Origin of the sequence: Halomonas campaniensis (genome assembly GCF_002211105.1) — a bacterium.
In the GTDB taxonomy this organism is placed as follows: Bacteria; Pseudomonadota; Gammaproteobacteria; order Pseudomonadales; family Halomonadaceae; genus Vreelandella; species Vreelandella campaniensis_A.
Genome location: NZ_JPUA01000034.1, coordinates 23,946 through 41,205 on the forward strand (window position 1 = coordinate 23,946; position 17,260 = coordinate 41,205).

The 17,260-nt window shown below is 54.9% G+C and carries 20 protein-coding genes; 17 read left to right on the plus strand and 3 right to left on the minus strand.

The annotated features are described in order from the left end of the window. The first annotated feature begins 33 nt into the window (after nt 1–33). The 7 genes from JI62_RS12610 (at nt 34) to JI62_RS12640 (ending at nt 5,649) form a co-directional block, all read left to right on the plus strand. Complete coding sequence (locus tag JI62_RS12610) at nt 34–903, plus strand: carboxylate/amino acid/amine transporter (protein ID WP_088700501.1); 870 nt, start codon at nt 34–36, stop codon at nt 901–903. A gap of 63 nt (nt 904–966) precedes the next feature. Then, nucleotides 967–1,911, plus strand: coding sequence for an NAD(+) kinase (locus tag JI62_RS12615; RefSeq protein ID WP_088701320.1), 945 nt, complete (start codon nt 967–969; stop codon nt 1,909–1,911). A gap of 2 nt (nt 1,912–1,913) precedes the next feature. Next, nucleotides 1,914–2,900, plus strand: a complete 987-nt coding sequence (locus JI62_RS12620; RefSeq protein WP_088700502.1) for a metallophosphoesterase — start codon at nt 1,914–1,916, stop codon at nt 2,898–2,900. 253 nt (nt 2,901–3,153) lie between these two features. Continuing rightward, nucleotides 3,154–4,005: a rhomboid family intramembrane serine protease gene (locus tag JI62_RS12625; protein ID WP_088700503.1), complete on the plus strand. Its 852-nt coding sequence runs from the start codon at nt 3,154–3,156 to the stop codon at nt 4,003–4,005. A 10-nt stretch (nt 4,006–4,015) separates the two neighbouring features. Beyond that, on the plus strand, nt 4,016–4,300 hold the full coding sequence (locus JI62_RS12630; protein WP_088700504.1) for a YeaC family protein: 285 nt from the start codon (nt 4,016–4,018) through the stop codon (nt 4,298–4,300). A gap of 43 nt (nt 4,301–4,343) precedes the next feature. Next, nucleotides 4,344–5,144 carry a DUF2797 domain-containing protein gene (locus JI62_RS12635; protein ID WP_170938578.1) on the plus strand — a complete coding sequence of 267 codons (801 nt, stop codon included), beginning with the start codon at nt 4,344–4,346 and terminating at the stop codon, nt 5,142–5,144. A gap of 79 nt (nt 5,145–5,223) precedes the next feature. Next, entirely contained in the window at nt 5,224–5,649 is a 426-nt protein-coding gene (locus tag JI62_RS12640; RefSeq protein ID WP_088700506.1) for a CopD family protein, read from the plus strand. A 19-nt stretch (nt 5,650–5,668) separates the two neighbouring features. Here JI62_RS12640 and JI62_RS12645 read toward each other — a convergent pair whose 3' ends face one another. Further along, nucleotides 5,669–6,130, minus strand: coding sequence for a DUF2231 domain-containing protein (locus JI62_RS12645; protein ID WP_035583470.1), 462 nt, complete (start codon nt 6,128–6,130; stop codon nt 5,669–5,671). A gap of 36 nt (nt 6,131–6,166) precedes the next feature. Between JI62_RS12645 and coxB the strand changes: the two genes are divergently transcribed. From coxB to JI62_RS12665, 4 genes are read left to right on the plus strand one after another with little or no spacing between them, the layout of a single operon-like run. After that, complete coding sequence (coxB, locus tag JI62_RS12650) at nt 6,167–7,210, plus strand: cytochrome c oxidase subunit II (RefSeq protein WP_088700507.1); 1,044 nt, start codon at nt 6,167–6,169, stop codon at nt 7,208–7,210. After that, nucleotides 7,207–9,747 (plus strand): cytochrome c oxidase subunit I, encoded by a 2,541-nt coding sequence (ctaD, locus tag JI62_RS12655; RefSeq protein WP_088700508.1) that lies wholly within the window; start codon nt 7,207–7,209, stop codon nt 9,745–9,747. Before coxB ends, ctaD begins: the two co-directional genes overlap by 4 nt. Before the next feature lie 4 nt (nt 9,748–9,751). Then, nucleotides 9,752–10,108: a hypothetical protein gene (locus JI62_RS12660; RefSeq protein ID WP_088700509.1), complete on the plus strand. Its 357-nt coding sequence runs from the start codon at nt 9,752–9,754 to the stop codon at nt 10,106–10,108. Nucleotides 10,109–10,113: 5 nt separating this feature from the next. Then, a complete protein-coding gene (locus tag JI62_RS12665; RefSeq protein ID WP_240513234.1) occupies nt 10,114–12,318 on the plus strand; it encodes a heavy metal translocating P-type ATPase in 2,205 nt (734 codons plus the stop codon). On the opposite strand, the gene JI62_RS12670 is transcribed toward JI62_RS12665, so the two are convergent. Together JI62_RS12670 and JI62_RS12675 are read right to left on the minus strand one after the other, a co-directional pair. Next, nucleotides 12,315–12,614 (minus strand): winged helix-turn-helix domain-containing protein, encoded by a 300-nt coding sequence (locus JI62_RS12670; RefSeq protein ID WP_088700510.1) that lies wholly within the window; start codon nt 12,612–12,614, stop codon nt 12,315–12,317. The two genes, JI62_RS12665 and JI62_RS12670, sit on opposite strands and share 4 nt — an antisense overlap. Before the next feature lie 41 nt (nt 12,615–12,655). After that, nucleotides 12,656–13,729, minus strand: a complete 1,074-nt coding sequence (locus JI62_RS12675) for a PA0069 family radical SAM protein (RefSeq protein WP_088700511.1) — start codon at nt 13,727–13,729, stop codon at nt 12,656–12,658. Between the two features lie 169 nt (nt 13,730–13,898). Between JI62_RS12675 and JI62_RS12680 the strand changes: the two genes are divergently transcribed. The 6 genes from JI62_RS12680 to JI62_RS12705 all read left to right on the plus strand — a co-directional run bounded on the left by JI62_RS12680 (nt 13,899) and on the right by JI62_RS12705 (nt 17,161). Next, nucleotides 13,899–14,630 carry an SDR family oxidoreductase gene (locus JI62_RS12680; protein ID WP_088700512.1) on the plus strand — a complete coding sequence of 244 codons (732 nt, stop codon included), beginning with the start codon at nt 13,899–13,901 and terminating at the stop codon, nt 14,628–14,630. Nucleotides 14,631–14,699: 69 nt separating this feature from the next. After that, nucleotides 14,700–15,245, plus strand: coding sequence for a DinB family protein (locus JI62_RS12685; protein WP_088700513.1), 546 nt, complete (start codon nt 14,700–14,702; stop codon nt 15,243–15,245). Nucleotides 15,246–15,312: 67 nt separating this feature from the next. Beyond that, a complete protein-coding gene (gene dhiT / locus JI62_RS12690) occupies nt 15,313–15,582 on the plus strand; it encodes a type II toxin-antitoxin system toxin DhiT (protein WP_170938551.1) in 270 nt (89 codons plus the stop codon). Then, nucleotides 15,576–16,097: a type II toxin-antitoxin system antitoxin DhiA gene (dhiA, locus tag JI62_RS12695; RefSeq protein ID WP_088700514.1), complete on the plus strand. Its 522-nt coding sequence runs from the start codon at nt 15,576–15,578 to the stop codon at nt 16,095–16,097. The genes dhiT and dhiA overlap by 7 nt, the downstream gene beginning before the upstream one ends. A gap of 14 nt (nt 16,098–16,111) precedes the next feature. Beyond that, nucleotides 16,112–16,567 (plus strand): hypothetical protein, encoded by a 456-nt coding sequence (locus JI62_RS12700; protein WP_088700515.1) that lies wholly within the window; start codon nt 16,112–16,114, stop codon nt 16,565–16,567. Nucleotides 16,568–16,690: 123 nt separating this feature from the next. Beyond that, nucleotides 16,691–17,161 carry a GNAT family N-acetyltransferase gene (locus JI62_RS12705; RefSeq protein WP_088700516.1) on the plus strand — a complete coding sequence of 157 codons (471 nt, stop codon included), beginning with the start codon at nt 16,691–16,693 and terminating at the stop codon, nt 17,159–17,161. Nucleotides 17,162–17,260 lie beyond the last annotated feature (99 nt).

The following is a 17,260-nucleotide window of genomic DNA, read 5'->3' on the forward strand; positions in this document are numbered from 1 at the left end:
CCGCGTAAACTAAATAATGGATTGAGGTTTACGATGGGTTATCTGATTGGCGTCACGGCGCTATGGGCGTTCTCCTTTTCTCTGATAGGTGTCTACTTGGCGGGCCAGGTCGACAGCTACTTTGCTGTGCTTCTGCGGGTAACGCTTGCCATGCTGGTGTTCTTGCCATTTCTACGTCCTGGCCTGCTGCGTGGTAAGCAGCGGCTGGCGCTAATGGGATTGGGCGCCATACAGCTGGGGGTAATGTACACCTTCTTCTACCAATCTTTTCTGCTGCTGTCGGTACCTGAAGTCCTGCTATTCACTATTTTTACGCCTATTTATATCGCGTTGCTGGATGACCTGCTGTTTGGGCGTTTTACACCGATCTATCTTGTCACCGCGCTACTCGCGGTAGTTGGGGCAGGGGTTATTCGCTATGACGGGGTTGATAGCGGCTTCTGGGCAGGTTTTTTAGTGGTGCAGGGGGCCAACCTCTGTTTCGCGCTTGGCCAGGTGGGCTATCGTCGTCTAGCCGCTGGCCTACCGCCCACACTGGCATGGCATAACGTGTTTGGCTGGTTCTTTATTGGCGCGATGGTCGTGGCTCTACCCGCCTATTTGCTGTTTGGCAACAGCGCGGCACTGCCAACCACCTCACTGCAGTGGGGCGTCCTTGCATGGTTGGGGCTGGTCGCGTCTGGCGTCGGCTATTTTGCCTGGAACCAGGGGGCCACCAAAGTGGATGCTGGCACGCTGGCGATTATGAACAATGCGCTGGTTCCGGCAGGCTTAATCGTCAATTTAGTGATCTGGAACCGCGATGCGGATATTCCGCGTTTGCTGTTGGGGGCCGTTATTATGGCCGCCTCTTTATGGCTCAACCACTGGTGGTGTCAGCGCCGTCAAGTGGCCGTTAGCTAAGCCTATTTGCCCGATAGCTAAGGTGTCCCCATAATGGCGCCTTACGTTAGCGAGAGTCGGCCCATGAGCAACACTTTATCACCAGACGCTAAGCCAGGGAGTGTATCCCGCTCCAGCGATCAATCAGGTAGGCCCTTTAAAACGATCGGGCTGATTGGTCGGCTGGGGAGCGACAAAGTGGTCGACTCCCTTCAGCGCCTGGTGACCTATCTTATTGCCCATGACTATGCGGTGTTGATAGAAGATCGCACTGCCACCGTGTTACCAGGCCATGGCCAGCCCGAAGCCAGCCGCCGCATGCTGGGTGAGTTGTGCGACTTGGTGATTGTGGTAGGCGGCGATGGCAGCTTGCTGGGTGCCGCACGTGCCCTATGTCGCAGCGGTACGCTGATTCTGGGCGTTAATCGGGGCCGCCTGGGGTTTCTTACCGATATTTCTCCGGATGAATTGGAAACCCGCGTCAGCGAAGTGCTGGCGGGGGAGTTTGAGGTCGAACAGCGCTTTTTACTCGATACCGTGCTCTACCGTAATGGCGTGGCCGTGGGTAATGGCGATGCCTTGAACGAAGTCGTGCTGCACCCTGGCAAAGCGGTGCGCATGATAGAGTTTGAGCTGTTCATTGATGGTCAGTTTGTCTATAGCCAGCGCAGCGATGGCTTGATCGTTGCTACGCCCACCGGCTCTACGGCCTACGCGCTCTCTGGTGGCGGGCCCATCATGCACCCCAAGCTGGATGTGGTGACGCTGGTGCCAATGTTCCCCCATACGTTGTCGAGTCGTCCCATTGTGATCGATGCCGCCAGCGAAATACGTATTCACATTGGCGAAACCAATCAATCCTATCCACATATCAGCTGCGATGGACAGACCCGAGCGGTGGCCAAACCCAACGATGTGTTGGTGATTACCCGCAAGCCCGAGCGAATCCAACTGGTGCATCCCATCGGCCATAATTTCTACGAAGTGCTGCGCAGCAAATTAGGCTGGAGCAATCGGCTGGGGGATTGAGTATGGAGGGCTACGACCTTATTGGGGATGTCCACGGCTGCGGCGCTACGCTGGCCGCACTACTGGAAAAACTGGGCTACCACCAGCGCAACGGCGTCTATCGCCACCCCCGGCGCAAAGTAATTTTCCTCGGTGATTTGATTGATCGTGGCCCGAGAATCCGCCTGGCAGTGACCATTGCCCGGCGAATGGTCGAGCAGGGCGAAGCGTATATTGTTATGGGTAATCACGAGTATAACGCTCTGGCGTATACCCATCCTGGGCCTGCCGGTAGCCATAAACGCTGGTTGCGCGAGCATACGCCGCGACATAATCGGATTATTCAAGACACTCTAGAACAGTATCGCGACTATACCAACGAGTGGGAGGATACCCTGGCGTGGTTTAAAACCATCCCACTGTGTCTGGAAATCGATGGTATCCGCGTGGTGCATGCCTGCTGGGATGAGGCGCTGATTGAAGAGCTTAAGCAGCGCCGTCCAGACGCCTGCATGGACACGCAGTTTCTGGTCGAGTCCACCGACGCCTCCACTCAGGCGTTTAGGATCCTGGATCGCCTCACTCGCGGCCCCCATGTCTCACTGCCTGAAGGTATTGCGATACACTCCGGTGATGGCTTTACGCGGAAAAGTTTTCGCGCTCACTTCTGGGCTGAGGCACCAAAGCAGTGGGGCGATGTGGTCTTCCAGCCGGATAATTTGCCTGGTGATCTTGAATCCCGTGAATTGACCGACCAAGAGCGCCAGAAACTGAGCTACTACGGGCCAGAACAGCCGCCGCTGTTTATCGGTCACTACTGGTGTGAAGGCATACCAGCACTGCCGACTAATAATATTGCCTGCCTGGACTATAGCGCCGTCAAATATGGGCGTTTAGTGGCTTATCGTTGGAGTGGTGAATCGGTCTTAAATGCCGATCATTTTGTCTGGATTAAAGTGCCAAAAGAGGAGCGGGCGCTGCCTAAACCCTGGGAAATCGATTTTGATTAATTGCGGTGATAACAAACGTTTCTTTTGATTACATAAAATTACATATTTTTTTCAAAACAGCTGAACTAACCCTGCTGTCGGCTATCAGAGTAAGTGTTCCCTTGAATGATCCCTTGCTTTTATTCTCCGGCGGTTTACACCGCCGGTTTTTTTTGCCTGTTTGTTGGCCGCCGTAGGGTTCATTTCAGTCGTTACCTTCAATAGCTATCCGCTGCGGTCAGCATGCCGCAAGCGCTTTGATTAGGGGGATGTTATGCATCCAGTGATGCTTCTGCCCGATCACGTGGATACCAGCGAACTGCGCCAGGCGCTATGGCGCCATCGCATTGGTCACCGCATTACCGATGAGGCCGACGGCCAACTGCTATGGATCGCCGACCCACGCCAGCTTAATGAACTTAAAGCACTGCTGGAGCGCTGGCAGCGGGGCGAACCCCTGGTGCTTCAGCAGGCTACTCAGCACCCGCGCACCATGACCAACTCCTTGGCATCGCTAAAACAAGTGCCGGTGACGGCGCTGATGATTGTTATTAGCCTAGTGATATTTGCACTGATTGCTGTTTTTGGCGACCAGTTGATCGTCACTTTAACCATCGTGCCGATAGGTATTTCGGGTGGCGAGCTGGTGTTCGGCAATCTGACCCAAACGCTGACCTCAGGCCAAGTATGGCGCTTGTTATCGCCCGCTTTTCTACACTTTGGCTGGATGCATTTAATCTTCAATTTGATGTGGGTGTGGTATTTCGGCCGCCAGGTCGAGGCCCTGCAGGGCAGCCGAACCATGCTACTGCTGCTTGTTGTGGCGGGCATTGGCGCTAATGTGGCGCAGTACGCAACCGGTACCGTCCTATTTGGCGGCATGTCAGGCGTCGTTTACGCCTTACTGGCGCATGTCTGGTTGATGTCTCGCCGGGTACCACGGAGTGGTTTCTTCGTCCCCCAAATGCTGGTGGTCTTTATGCTCGGCTGGATGGTGTTCACCATGACCGATATGGCAGGCAGCGTTGGCTTTGGCAATGTCGCTAATGAAGCACATTTGGGCGGTCTACTCGTGGGGCTTGTCACAGGCTGGTATTATTCATCCCGCCGTTTGAAAAACCGTTAAGAGGCCTGCAATGAGCGAAATGACGTTTGAAAAAATGATCAACCAGATGACCCCGGCGATTTACGAAAGCCTTAAACAGGCGGTATCGCTGCGCAAATGGCCCGACGGTCGCCGCTTGACGCCGGAACAGACCGAGCTCTGCCTGGAAGCCGTCATGCGTTTTGAGGTGGAGAACAACGTGCCAGAAGAGAACCGCGTAGGCTACTTGGAGCAGCGTACCTGTGGGGCGGCAGCGAGTGGTGCCGGGGTGACGCCTGAGATGGCCGGCTTGGCACGGGATGCCACGCGTGATTGAAGCAGCAGTACCGGGCTTTTCAGTACAGGGCTGTTTAAGCAAAATGGCGGCGACTTTGCCTAGCTGCCAAGATCAACCGGTGATTTACCACTTGCGCGCGGGTGAACACCGTATCGCGCTTAACGAGCGGATTGGTGAGCCGCTCAGCCTGCGTTGGACGGGAGCAATTGCCTGTACCCACTGCGGGCGAGCAACCAAGAAGAGCTTTGCCCAGGGCCACTGTTACCCCTGCTTCAAGCGGCTAGCCCAGTGCGATACCTGCATTATGAAGCCGGAAACCTGTCACTTTTTCCAAGGTACTTGCCGTGAGCCGGAGTGGGGCGAGCGACACTGTTTCCAGCCCCATATCGTCTATTTGGCTAACTCATCGGGGCTTAAAGTAGGCATCACCCGCAAAACCCAAATGCCTACCCGCTGGTTGGATCAAGGCGCGATTCAGGCGCTGCCGATTCTTGAAGTGGATACCCGTCAGCAGTCCGGGTTTGTCGAGATGCTGTTTAAACAGCAGGTGGCCGACCGCACCAACTGGCGGGCGATGCTCAAAGGCGACGTCGAAACCATGGATATAAGTGCCGAGCGGGATCGTTTGTTGACCCTGCTAGCCGATGGATTGAACCAACTGCGCGAGACTCATGGTTCGGATGCTATCCGTTTGTTGGAACAGCCTGCGCAACATTTTCACTACCCCGTCAGCGTTTTTCCCAAAAAAGTGGTGTCGCATAACTTTGATAAGCAGCCACTGGTAGAAGGCGTGCTGCAAGGCGTCAAAGGGCAGTATTTGATCCTCGATAGCGGTGTGATAAATCTACGCAAATTCACGGGTTACGAGATACAAGTGTGTTAACCGGCTAGCCAGATGAGGGGGTTTTGACTAAGGTTAGGGGGTGATGTGATCCCGCCTTATGCAACGCAAGGAAGCCCCAATGCCCTGGCTAAAACTGCTTCACATTGCCGCGCTAGTGATCTGGTGCGGTTCCCTGCTTTATCTGCCTGCTTTGCTCAGTCAGGCGCTACAGCTGCGCAAAGACGCGGGCTTCGCCCAGGGCACACCGCCCATGCCGCGGTTTTTTTATAACTCCATTGCTACCCCCGCTGCATTGATCGCGATTGCCTCTGGCACCCTGCTGTTTCTTATCCATGGCTTGCTGGGTGGTTGGCTGATCTTAAAACTGGGTGCCGTGGTCGCTATGGTCGCCGCCCATGGTTGTTTCGGCTGGTTAATCCTGCGTCTTGAGATGGGCCACTATCGCTGGGTTAAGCCTGCCAACTGGACAGCGCTCTGTTTAGCCATGGCAGGCATTCTAAGCGTGCTGGGGTTTGTGTTAGCAAAACCGCTGGATTGGAGCTAACACCATGTCTTATCAATCTTTAATCCTCAACCTCGACCCCCACCGCGTGCTCATAGACCAGTTGGCCGCCCAGCCAGCCTGCCAGGGCGATCAACGCAGCAGTGACCAGCGATACGGCCAAACCCCAGGGCAGAATTGCGCTGGGGTCGTTGAAGCGCAGCAGCCAGTTCAGCGACGCCAACGAGAGCATCACCACCGCGACGATGGCGTGGCTCCAGCCGGTTATCAGACGGCGAATGCGCGGTACAGTGACCAGATCGATAATCCCAGCCGTGCTTGCAATCCAGCCGCCGAAAGCACCGACGCCTGCCAGCCACAAGCTAGCGCGCAACCAGAACGGATCGCCGCTCAGGAGGTAACCGATATCGCTTGCCACCAGCGCCATCAGGGCCGCGACGGGAAAGTGGATCATCACGGGATGAAGCGGATGGCCGGCGAGGGAGGCGCGGCTTTTAATCGAGCGTTGACGAGGTTTTGCCATGGTCACTTCCTGTGGGCAGAAAAAGTCATTCAAGGGATGAGCCTATGTATTCAACGCTTAACGCTGCAGAGGGTCAAATCGCTTGGCACACCGCTAGCGATGTTAGCCAGCCTATTGCTAGCCGGTTGCGCAGGGGATAAGTCTATTCTAGACCCGGCAGGTCAGGCCGCGCGAGACGTGGCGATGATCTGGTGGGTAATGCTGAGTTTTGGCACCGTGGTTTTAGTGCTGGTCACGGCTTTTTGGCTGTATACCTTCAAGCGCAAAGAAGTAACGCGTACCCCTGCGGAGGAGCGAAAAATAGCCCGCCGCTGGATTATTGGCGGGGGCATTGTGCTGCCGGTGGCGAGTATTACCGCGCTGCTGGCCTTCGGGGTGCCCACTGGACAGCGACTTTTAGCGTTGCCACTGGGAGAGCCGCCGGAGGTGATTGAGGTGATTGGCCATCAGTGGTGGTGGGAAGTGCGCTACCCAGGCGCTGAAGGAGGCGAGGTGGTGACCTCTAATCAGCTCATTATGCCTGCGGGAGAACCGGTCGATTTTCACGTTACCGGCGCGGACGTTATTCACGCCTTCTGGGTGCCTCGCCTGGGCGGAAAGATCGATATGATTCCTGGGCGGGTTAATAAGATCCGCTTGGAAGCGGATGAACCGGCGGTATTTGGCGCTCAGTGTGCCGAGTTTTGCGGTGCCCAGCATGCCCAAATGCAGCTCTATGTAGAAGCCGTCGCGCGCGACGAGTACGAGGCTTGGCTGGCTAATCGTCAAATTGACGAGCTATCGGCGCTAGCGGAAAACGACCAACAGCATGAACCGGCCAGGGAGGCCTTTATGACCCATTGCGCGAGCTGCCATCGGATAGCGGGGCTCTCCTCGGGTGGGGAGGGGCCGGATCTGTCTGATCTTGGCAGCCGGACAAGTCTGGGAGCGGGGATTATGGCCATGGAGGAGGGGGCGGTAACCCGCTGGCTACAGCGCCATCAAGATTTAAAGCCGGGCAACAAAATGCCGCCCCACGATGATATTGAGACGGCCACCTTGGAGAGCCTGGGTGCTTGGCTGGAGACGCTCACCCCATGACCACTATCAACCGTGAAGCGACCCCCGAAGGCGATAACATCAAAGGCCCCCATCAACTGCACAGTGACTTGCACGAGATATGGGGTAACCCGCGTGGCTTGAAAGCCCTCACCATTGTTAACCACACCACGCTCGGCCTACGGTTTATGGTCACCGGCATGGTGTTCTTCTTGGTTGGTGGCCTGTTGGCAATGCTGGTGCGCACCCAGTTGGCGCTGCCTGATCAAGACTTTATGTCGCCGGATATCTATAGCCAGGTCACCACCATGCATGGCACGGTGATGATGTTCCTGTTCGCCATCCCCATGCTGGAAGGGTTGGCGATTTATATGATCCCAAAGATGATCGGTGCCCGGGATCTGGTCTGCCCCCGGCTAACGTCGCTGGGCTACTGGTGCTACCTGTTTGGCGGCATTATTTTGTCGTTTAGTTTAGTGCTGGAGATGGCGCCGAATAGCGGCTGGTTTATGTATACCCCGCTGAGCAGCAGCGAATACTCACCCGGGTTGGGCTCGGATTTCTGGCTGCTGGGGATTACCTTTGTTGAGATCTCCGCGCTCTCTGCCGGGGTTGAACTGGTGGTTTCAATACTGCGTACCCGCACCCAGGGTATGGTGCTGCACAAAATGCCGCTATTTGCCTGGTATATCCTCGCCATGGCGCTGATGATCGTGGTCGGCTTCCCGCCGCTGATTCTGGGCAGTATTCTACTGGAGCTTGAGCGCGCAGTAGGAATGCCTTTTTTTGAAGTGGCGGGTGGCGGTGACCCGGTTCTTTGGCAACACCTCTTTTGGCTGTTCGGCCATCCTGAGGTTTACATCATTTTTCTGCCCGCGGCGGGCATTGTCTCCACGCTGATACCGGTGTTTGCTGGCCGACCGATTGTTGGCTACGGCTGGGTAGTGTTTGCTATTGCCGTGACAGGCTTTATAAGTTTTGGGCTTTGGGTTCACCACATGTTTACCGTGGGCATCCCTCAACTGGCCCAAGCGTTCTTCTCCGCCGCCAGTATGCTGGTGGCGGTGCCCACGGCGATTCAGGTGTTTGTGTGGCTGGCCACGCTATGGCTGGGGAAGCCCAAGATGAAGCTGCCGATGCTGTGGATCATGGGCTTTCTGATTATCTTTGTGTGTGGCGGCTTAACCGGGGTGATGCTTGCGCTAGTGCCGTTTAACTGGCAGGTGCACGACACCCACTTTGTCGTAGCGCATATGCACTATGTGTTGGTTGGCGGAATGTTCTTCCCCCTGATCGCCGGGCTCTACTACTGGCTGCCGCTGTTCTCAGGGCGGATGCCGTCTGAAACCCTGGGCAAATGGGGCTTTTGGCTGACCTTCTTGGGCTTTAATGGCACCTTCCTGATCATGCACTGGACAGGCCTGCTGGGTATGCCACGGCGGGTTTACTCCTATGAAACGGGCATGGGCTGGGATATTTTCAACCTGCTCTCGTCCATGAGTAGCTTTATTATGTCGGCGGGGATTGCCATGGTGCTGCTCGATTTTGCGCTGCATTTCCGTTTTGGCAAACCCGCTAAGCACAACCCCTGGAACGCGGACACCCTGGAGTGGGCCAACAGTATGCCGCCTAGCGCTTATAACTTTGTCAGTCTGCCAAAGATCGAGACGCGCCACCCACTATGGGATAATCCCGATCTGCCGCGCACCATGGCAGAAGGGCAGCATAGCCTGGCGGTGGCGACTCATGGCCGCCGGGAAATGTGGGGCAGCGACCCGATAACCGGCAAAGTGCGTGAAATCATTCACCTGCCAGGTAACTCATGGTGGCCGCTGTTTGCTGCCATGGCGCTGGCGGTCGTCTGTATTAGCCTGCTAACGCGCCTTTATCCTTTGGCGGGCGTTGCGGTGATTATTGCGGGGCTATTTCTGCTGCGCTGGTCGTGGGAGAACGGGGCGCATCCCAAAGCCGCGCCGGATGCGGAGGTTGCCCCCGGCGATCCGCCGCTGCACTCGCGCACCCTGGATGGCCCCGGCCTTTGGGCCATGTCGATCACGCTGCTCGCCAATGGTTCGTTCTTCCTCTCTTACCTGTTTGGCTGGTTCTACTTGTGGACTGTGTCCCCCGAGTGGCGGATGCCCGACACCTCACCGCTCTCCTTAACGGGACTGAGCCTTGCCGGGGTGGCGCTAACCGCTGGCGTGGTAATTCTCGAAAAACTGGTGCGCGGTTTGCGCCAGGGTAAGGATACGGGCTTGGCAATCGGCTTGTATTGCATCAGTGCCCTAGGCTTTGTGCAGGTAGCGATAACGCTGTGGGTGCTGCTGAGTGCAGACCTGGCGGTGACCGAGACCTCCCATGATGCGATCATTATGGTCGGGCTGGCCTATGCGCTGTTACACGGTGGTTTAGGCGCAGTACTTACCCTACTTCAGGGCCTGCGGGTGGGTTATGGCTATGTGGGTGCCCATGCGCCTTTCGAGCCCGCCGTGGTTGCCCAGTGGTGGCGCTATAACCTGGTGACGTTCTGGATACTCGTGGGCGCGCTTGCCGTGTTGCCGCGTGTGATAGGGAGCTAAGTTAATGTCCTTCACGATGCAGCGCTTACATCTTACCCATCCCTTGCATTTCGTCATTGGCCTAACGCTGTGGTGTATCTGGTTTGTGGCGGTTTATGGTGGGCATGCGGTCGCCTGTGCAGTCGCGCCGCCTGCTCCCGAGCAAGGGGTTTTTAACCTGGTGAATGCCATGCTGCTTGTCGTCAGTATCCTGGCAATTGCGCTACTGGCGGCGTTAACAGTGGGCTGCTGCCGGATAGCCAAGCGCCAGGTCGGGCGGCTGCGCTTTAATGCATCGGTGTCCGCTGGGCTGTATCTTTTCTCTACCTTAGGCGTTGTGTTTGCGGCAATGCCGATCATCGGCATTCCGCCTTGTCTGTGAGTGGCATGTCTGACGCCAACGTGGAAAAGCTGTATACCCTCCAAGGTATGTGGTGCACCAGTTGCGCCCTAGCCGTGGAGGGCTCGCTGAAGCGGCTTGAAGGGGTGCGTGAGGTTAGCGTGCACTACCCAAGCGCAACGCTTTGCATCAGCGGCACGCCTGCCGTGACCCAGCTCTCGAATCTCGCTGCAAAGGTTAAGCGTCTGGGCTACCGACTGACGGAGCTTGAGCCGGTGGCGGACGCCCATGCGCGTCTAGAAGAGGAGAGTCGCTACCTGACGCTTAGACTGATGGTCGGCTCGTTGTTCGGCATGTGGACGATGCTGGCTTCTCTACTGATCTACGCCGGTGCGCTGCCAAGCGTGCAGATTGAGCAGGTAGTCGCTTGGGTTTCAGGGGCGTTTTCACTGCCCGTTGTACTGTTCGCCGGCGTGCCGTTTTACCGGGCTGGGTGGCGCACACTGCTCGCCAAGCGCCCCGGTATGGATGTGCTGGTCAGCCTGGGTGTTATCGGCGCGGTGATGGTCTCGATTTGGCTACTATGGCGCGGTTCAGTAGAGGTCTATTTCGACACCGCGGTGATGCTGATTGTGCTTTTGCTGGTTGGGCGGTTGGTGGAAACGCTGTGCCGCCATCGGGGGTTAAAAGCGCTCGATGCCCTGGCGCTGCCAGACGACAACGTTACAGTTTGGCAAGGCGAAAGGTGGCTATCTCTCCCCGCAGAAGAAGTGGCAAAGGGAGTGCGTATCAAGCTAGCACCCGGTGGATTGGTGGCTCTCGACGGCACCCTTGAAGCGCCCGGTTGGATCGACACCGCCTCACTGACTGGGGAAAGCGTGCCGCGACATTTTCAAGCAGGGCAGACGATATACGCGGGCTGCCGTTATCTGGGTACCACGCCTATTGTTATGCAGGTCAGTGCAGGGGTAGGCCAGCGGCGGTTGGATCGGCTGTGTGATGAAATGCGCCGCTATCAGGCCAAAAAAGGTGAACTGCAGAAGCTCGCTGATCGTTTTGCCGCTTGGCTAAGCCCGCTAGCACTAGGGCTCGCGTTACTGACACTGCCCACTGCGCTGTTATTCGGGTTGGGTTGGGAAGATGCCTTGGTGCGCGCGCTTTCCGTATTAGTCGTGGCATGCCCCTGCGCCGTCGGGCTTGCGGTGCCGCTGGCAAGCCTGGCAGGGAGCGGTCAGGCTATGCAGCAAGGAATTGCACTGCGCGACCCCGCCGCGCTTGAAACCCTGGCACGTATTCGCTCGGTCGCACTGGATAAAACCGGCACCCTGACCATCGGTAGCCATACGGTGCTTCATTGGGCAGCACGGGAAGGTGTTGATGAACCCACCCTGCAGCGCAAACTCTGGGCCGCCGTTGCTGGCAGCGAGCACCCTTTAGCACAAGCGCTGGCGAACTGGTCAGGCAGTCAAAGCGATCGGCGCCCTGAGCCTTACCTGCAGGTTACCAACACTCCGGGGGAAGGGCGCCGCGTGCAACTCAAAAGCGGTGAGTGGCTCACGGTGGGCCGCGCCGCTTGGCTCGCTAGTCAACAGATAGCACTGCCTGCCCAAGCGGAAGACGCAGCGCTGGCCTTTGCTTCTCAAGTGATGATCGCCGATGAGGCAGGTTGGCTAGCCACGCTCTATCTTATTGATCAACCGGTGAAAGATGCCGAGCCCAGCGTAAAACATCTGCTTGCGTCAGGGTATGTGATAGCGATGATCAGCGGTGATCGGCAGGGGGCCGTGAGTTGGTTAGGGGAGCGGGTGGGGTTAGGAAGAGAAGCTTGCTATGCCCAGCGCTCGCCGGAAGCCAAAGCGCGGCTGTTGCAAGGGCTGCCATCGCCAGCGCTCTACGTGGGGGATGGCTTAAACGATACCTTGAGTCTGGCTGCGGCAGATGTGGGCATCGCGCCACTGAGTGCCAGCGAGGCCGCCCGTGAGGGGGCCGCAGCCCAGCTTATGACACCAGGAATTGGCGGGGTAGTGAAACTGCTTGGCATTGCCCAACGCACCCGGCGCATCATGGTGCAGAACCTGTTCTTTTCGGCGCTGTATAACACGCTGGCGCTCGGTTTGGTGGTCGTGATGGCAATACCCCCGCTAATCGCGGTGCTCGCCATGGCCGCAAGCTCGCTGACGGTTACCTTCAACGCTGCACGATTAGCCTGGGCTGAGCCGGATTACGAGGGCTCACTAAATGAAGAGAGCTAAATGGCATAGCCAAGTGCCTGTTTAAGGCGCTCTGCATTTGTCGCCACCCAGTGTGGATCTATCGCGCCCCAATTACGTATTTGGTAGCGGCCAATGTTGTGTCGCTCGCCGTCATCTTTGCTAAAGACACACTCGATATCCAACTCGGCCAGGGAAGCGATCGTATCCTGGGCGGTGCGCCGGGGCATACCGGTGGCCTCAATTAACGCAGGCACGCTGGCGACACCTTGTTCGATCAAATGGGCGACGTATAAGCGGCGGTAAAAACTCGATTTAGTTTTGCTAAGCGCGGGCATTCGGGTTCCTTTGCAGCTAATGGATGTATGTGACGCTTAGCTTAAATGAATAAATCCTGCTGCGCTCGTGGCGGGCGAAAATCCCGGGTGTTCAAGCCCTGCTCGGTGCGATCCTGCATGTTCCACTGGCGGCTGGCGCGGGCAAAGCGTTGCGCAATTAAATCGGCAAACACCCCTTCACCGCGAAAGCGCTTACCAAACTTGGCATCGTACGCCTTACCGCCACGGCACTGACGCATTAGGCTCATCACTTTCGCCGCGCGCTCCGGGTAGTGGGCTTCTAACCAGGCTTCAAATAGAGGCGCCACTTCATAGGGTAAGCGAAGCAGCATCCAGGCGGCGGTTCGCGCTCCTGCACGGCTGGCGGCTTCCAAGAGCTTTTCGATTTCATGATCAGTTAGCCCTGGAATCACCGGCGAAATCAGTGCGCCCACTGGGATGCCTGCAGTATTCAGTTCACGAATCGCCCGCAAGCGCGCCTGAGGTGATGCCGCCCGTGGCTCTAATGTGCGTTTCAAGTTGGCATCCAGGCTGGTCAAACTGACAAATACGCGCACCAGTCGGTGCTCGGCCATTTCCGCCAGGAGTTCTAAATCGCGCAGAACTAAGGTGCTTTTAGTTACCAGCGTTACCGGATGGCGACACTCCAGCAGCAATTCCAGTAGGCGGCGCGTGGTTTGGTAGGTGGCTTCTAACGGCTGATAGCAGTCGGTGTTGCCGGATAGGTTAATAGGACGGCAGACGTAGTTGGGATTGCAAAGCTCTTCGGTTAACCGCTCCACTAAACCGCTGCGGGCAATTAGCTTGGTTTCAAAATCCAACCCTGGTGATAAGTCCCAGTAGGCGTGGGAGGGGCGGGCATAGCAGTAAACACAGCCGTGCTCGCAGCCGCGATACGGGTTCAGTGAGCGGTCAAAGGGTAAATCCGGCGATTTGTTCCAGGAGAGCGCGCTTTTGCTTACTTCCTCACATACTTCTGTTGCGATAGTCGTAGAGGCCTCTTCCCGCCACCAGCCATCATCTTCCGCCACGCTGTGGCTTGGCGCAAAACGGTTGTGTGGGTCATAGGTTGCCCCGCGACCCTTATAGGAGCTTGGCGTTCCAAGAGATGTCATGTTTCACCTCTTTTTACATGATTTTATATACAGTAGTTGTGGGGAGGCAAGAAATCAATAGCCAGCCAATTAATTAACTTGCCGTAGCTAAAAGGACGCTACCCAAAGAACTATCGTGGGTTTAATCTGCTAGGTGGGTTTGTGACTAAAGAGCTAGCGAGGAAACGTTATGTCGAAAGTGGTCATCGTGACAGGGGGAAGCCGAGGTATCGGAGCGGCCACCGCAAAATTGCTAGGCGCAAAAGACTATGCAGTGTGCGTCAACTATCTTGCGAACAGGGATCGCGCGAATAACGTGGTTGATACCATTGTACGTAACGGTGGCCAAGCGTTTGCTTATCAAGCGGATGTTAGCAGTGAAGCTGACGTTATCCGCCTGTTTGATGCAGCAGAGGAGCGCTTTGGCAAGGTGACGCATTTGGTTAACAATGCAGGCATCCTGTTTACCCAATCCAAGCTGGTCGATATCGACCTTGAGCGCTTCAGCAAAGTGCTTAATAGTAATGTAGTTAGCTGTTTTCTGTGCTCCAGAGAAGCCATTAGGCGCTTCCCACCAGGTAGTGCCATCGTCAATGTCTCATCGCTTGCCTCGCAAACAGGCTCGCCCTTTGAGTATGTTGACTACGCTGCATCGAAAGGTGCCATGGACACCCTAACCAAGGGGTTGTCTCGCGAAGTTGCTGCCTCGGAGATTCGTGTTAACGCCGTTCGGCCCGGTTTTATCTACACTGATATGCATGCCGATGGTGGCGAGCCAGGGCGGGTTGACCGTTTAGCTCCTCAGATTCCTATGCAGCGTGGCGGTAGCGCTGAAGAAGTGGCTAATACCATCGCTTGGCTGCTCTCGGACGAAGCCTCTTATGTAACGGGGTCATTTATTGATGTAGCAGGCGGGCGGTAACGCTGTTTTTCGCCTGTATTTCAAATGTTCTAAACGGATGCTGCTTTTGACAAGGAAAGGTCTTAACTCATGACACTTCAACAACACTTCGAACAGTTGGCCACTTATAACCAGTGGATGAACGCTAAACTTTATGATGCCGCCGGTAAGCTGAGCGACTCTGAACTGACTGAAGAGCGTGGCGCGTTCTTCGGCTCGATTTTTGGCACACTGAACCACATCGCGGTAGCCGACACGATTTGGCTCAAACGGTTTGCCACACACGCTTCTTCTTCCGCACGGACGCTTGAGGTAATGGTGGCACTACCTACGCCAGCCAGTCTTGACCAGATTCTTTTTGATGACTTGAAGGGATTGAAAGCGCATCGCCAATGGCTCGATACCGTGATTATTAATTGGGTAGCAGCGCTGACCGACGACGATTTGAGCACCGCACTGAGTTACCACAACACAAAAGGAGTGGCCTCAAAACGGAGCTACTCAAGCCTGATCGTTCACTTCTTTAATCACCAAACCCACCACCGTGGGCAGGTATCTACTTTGTTCTCCCAAGCTGGTGTAGATATCGGTGTCACCGATCTGCTGGCGCTGATTCCGGAGGAGGTGGAAATATGATGATTGTTTTTGTCTCTTTTAAGATACGGTGCTACTCTGCCTTCAGGGTGTAATTCAAGAGGTGCTCATGCCAGAGATTGATGCTCTGCTAGGGCTTTCATTTTGTATGTATTTTTTTGATAACAAGCAGCACAAGCTTCCCCACCTGCACGTGAAATATGGTGGCTATGAATTGATAATCGCGATTGAGTCAGGTGAGTGCTTGGAGGGATATTTGCCCAATAAGCAACGTAAGCGGGCTGAAAACCACATTGCTGAGCATCGTGAGCAGCTAATGCATATGTGGCAGAAAGCAGTAAAAGGTGAAAACCCAGGCAAGTTAGGTGACATATGTTAAAAATTATTGATGTGGATTTGGTTGGGCCATATAAGCTTGAACTGGTTTTTAACGATGGTTTTCATGGCATTGCTGATCTATCAGACTATTTTAGCAAGGCACCTTTTTCAGCAATTAAAGACTTCCAAAAGTTTTCACTAACCGCGGATGGCTCGCTCAACTGGCGTGGGAACGAGCTTTCAGCGGCCACTTTGCGTGCAGCGACAAAGGGCGTGCAGAAAACAGCAGCTACTAACTTCAACGTGCAGGAAATGGAAGACGTTATTAAGCAAGCCTCTTGGGACTCTATGCAGGAAGGCCGTCCCGACATTTTACAGGCTGCTATTCGTTCCTACGTGGAGCAGTTCGGGCATAGCCAGGTCATTGCCAAAGCAGGTATCAAAAGCCGTACTAGTGCATATCGTTCTTTAAAGCCACAAACCACACCCAATTTCGCCACTTTGGTTCAACTTGGGCATGCGGTCATCGAATTAGCTAAAGAAAATATCAACGGACGTTCTGAAACACAGCTATAGATCCAGGAAATTAAATGACACCTTTCTCCGTCCTACTAATACGTGTATTGGCAATTTACCTTGCGTTGAACCCTCTTATATCGGTGTCACCGATGCTGTTTAGCCCGGGCTCGGATACGTCAATAAACGAATGGCTGCCTGTTTTAATAGCATGGGTATTGATACCTATGGTAACGGGCGTTGTACTCTGGTTTTCAGCACGAGCGTTAGCTAATAAAATCCATGGTGGTTCTGCCGCAGAGTCAAGCGTAAATATTCGTGAGGCAGGCTTGGTGCGAGCAGGTAGCTTTTTGATAGGCGTTTACCTATTCGTTCAACACCTAGGCATAACGATTAGTCAGTGGGCCTGGAGTGGCATTATTGCCTATGGTTCGCTGTTTGTTATCGTCATCAGCTTGGGATTGATAGTAGGGGCTAACTCTATGGGTAAGCTATATAAAAAGGTTAAGTATGCAGGTGGTGGTTTGTAGACCATGGTAAATATCCATTGCAGTTGCAGTCTTATCTCTATTGAAGATTTAGCTTGCCTTGCCGCTGCTTTCACAGCACTGCTGGCTAAGCGATCTCTATGTAAACAGATAAACGAGTGTTAAATGACCAAGCTAGAAAAACTTAATGCATCGGATATCCCCGTGCTGCGCAGTATCACAGTACACGATGATCAAGTGAAGTTTGTGGGAACTGCTAAGGAGTTTCTTGCTGATAAAAACGAGGCTACCCATCTGCATGTGATTAAACACGATGAACAGATGGTAGGGTGCTTCAAAATCGATATAGCCTACGCTGATGACTATGATTTTTGCACTAAAGGCAGCATAGGCTTACGCGCGTTTCTTATTGACGCCAAGCAGCAGGGCAGAGGGCTCGGAACTTCGGCGGTAAAAGCACTGTTTCCCTATCTAAAAGAAAACTATGCGAACTACCCCCGCATCTATCTAACCGTAAACTGTAAGAACCCAGCGGCATACACCTGTTACCAAAACGCGGGCTTTCATGAGACAGGTGAGCAATATCTGGGTGGGGCTGCGGGACCTCAACATATTATGTACTGGGACATCCAATGATCAGTACGTCTACCACAAGCGGTAGAAAGTTCGTTCTGACTCTCATGCAAAAAGCAACGCCTTGGTTCTTTCAAACCAAGGCGTTGCTTTTCTATCAAT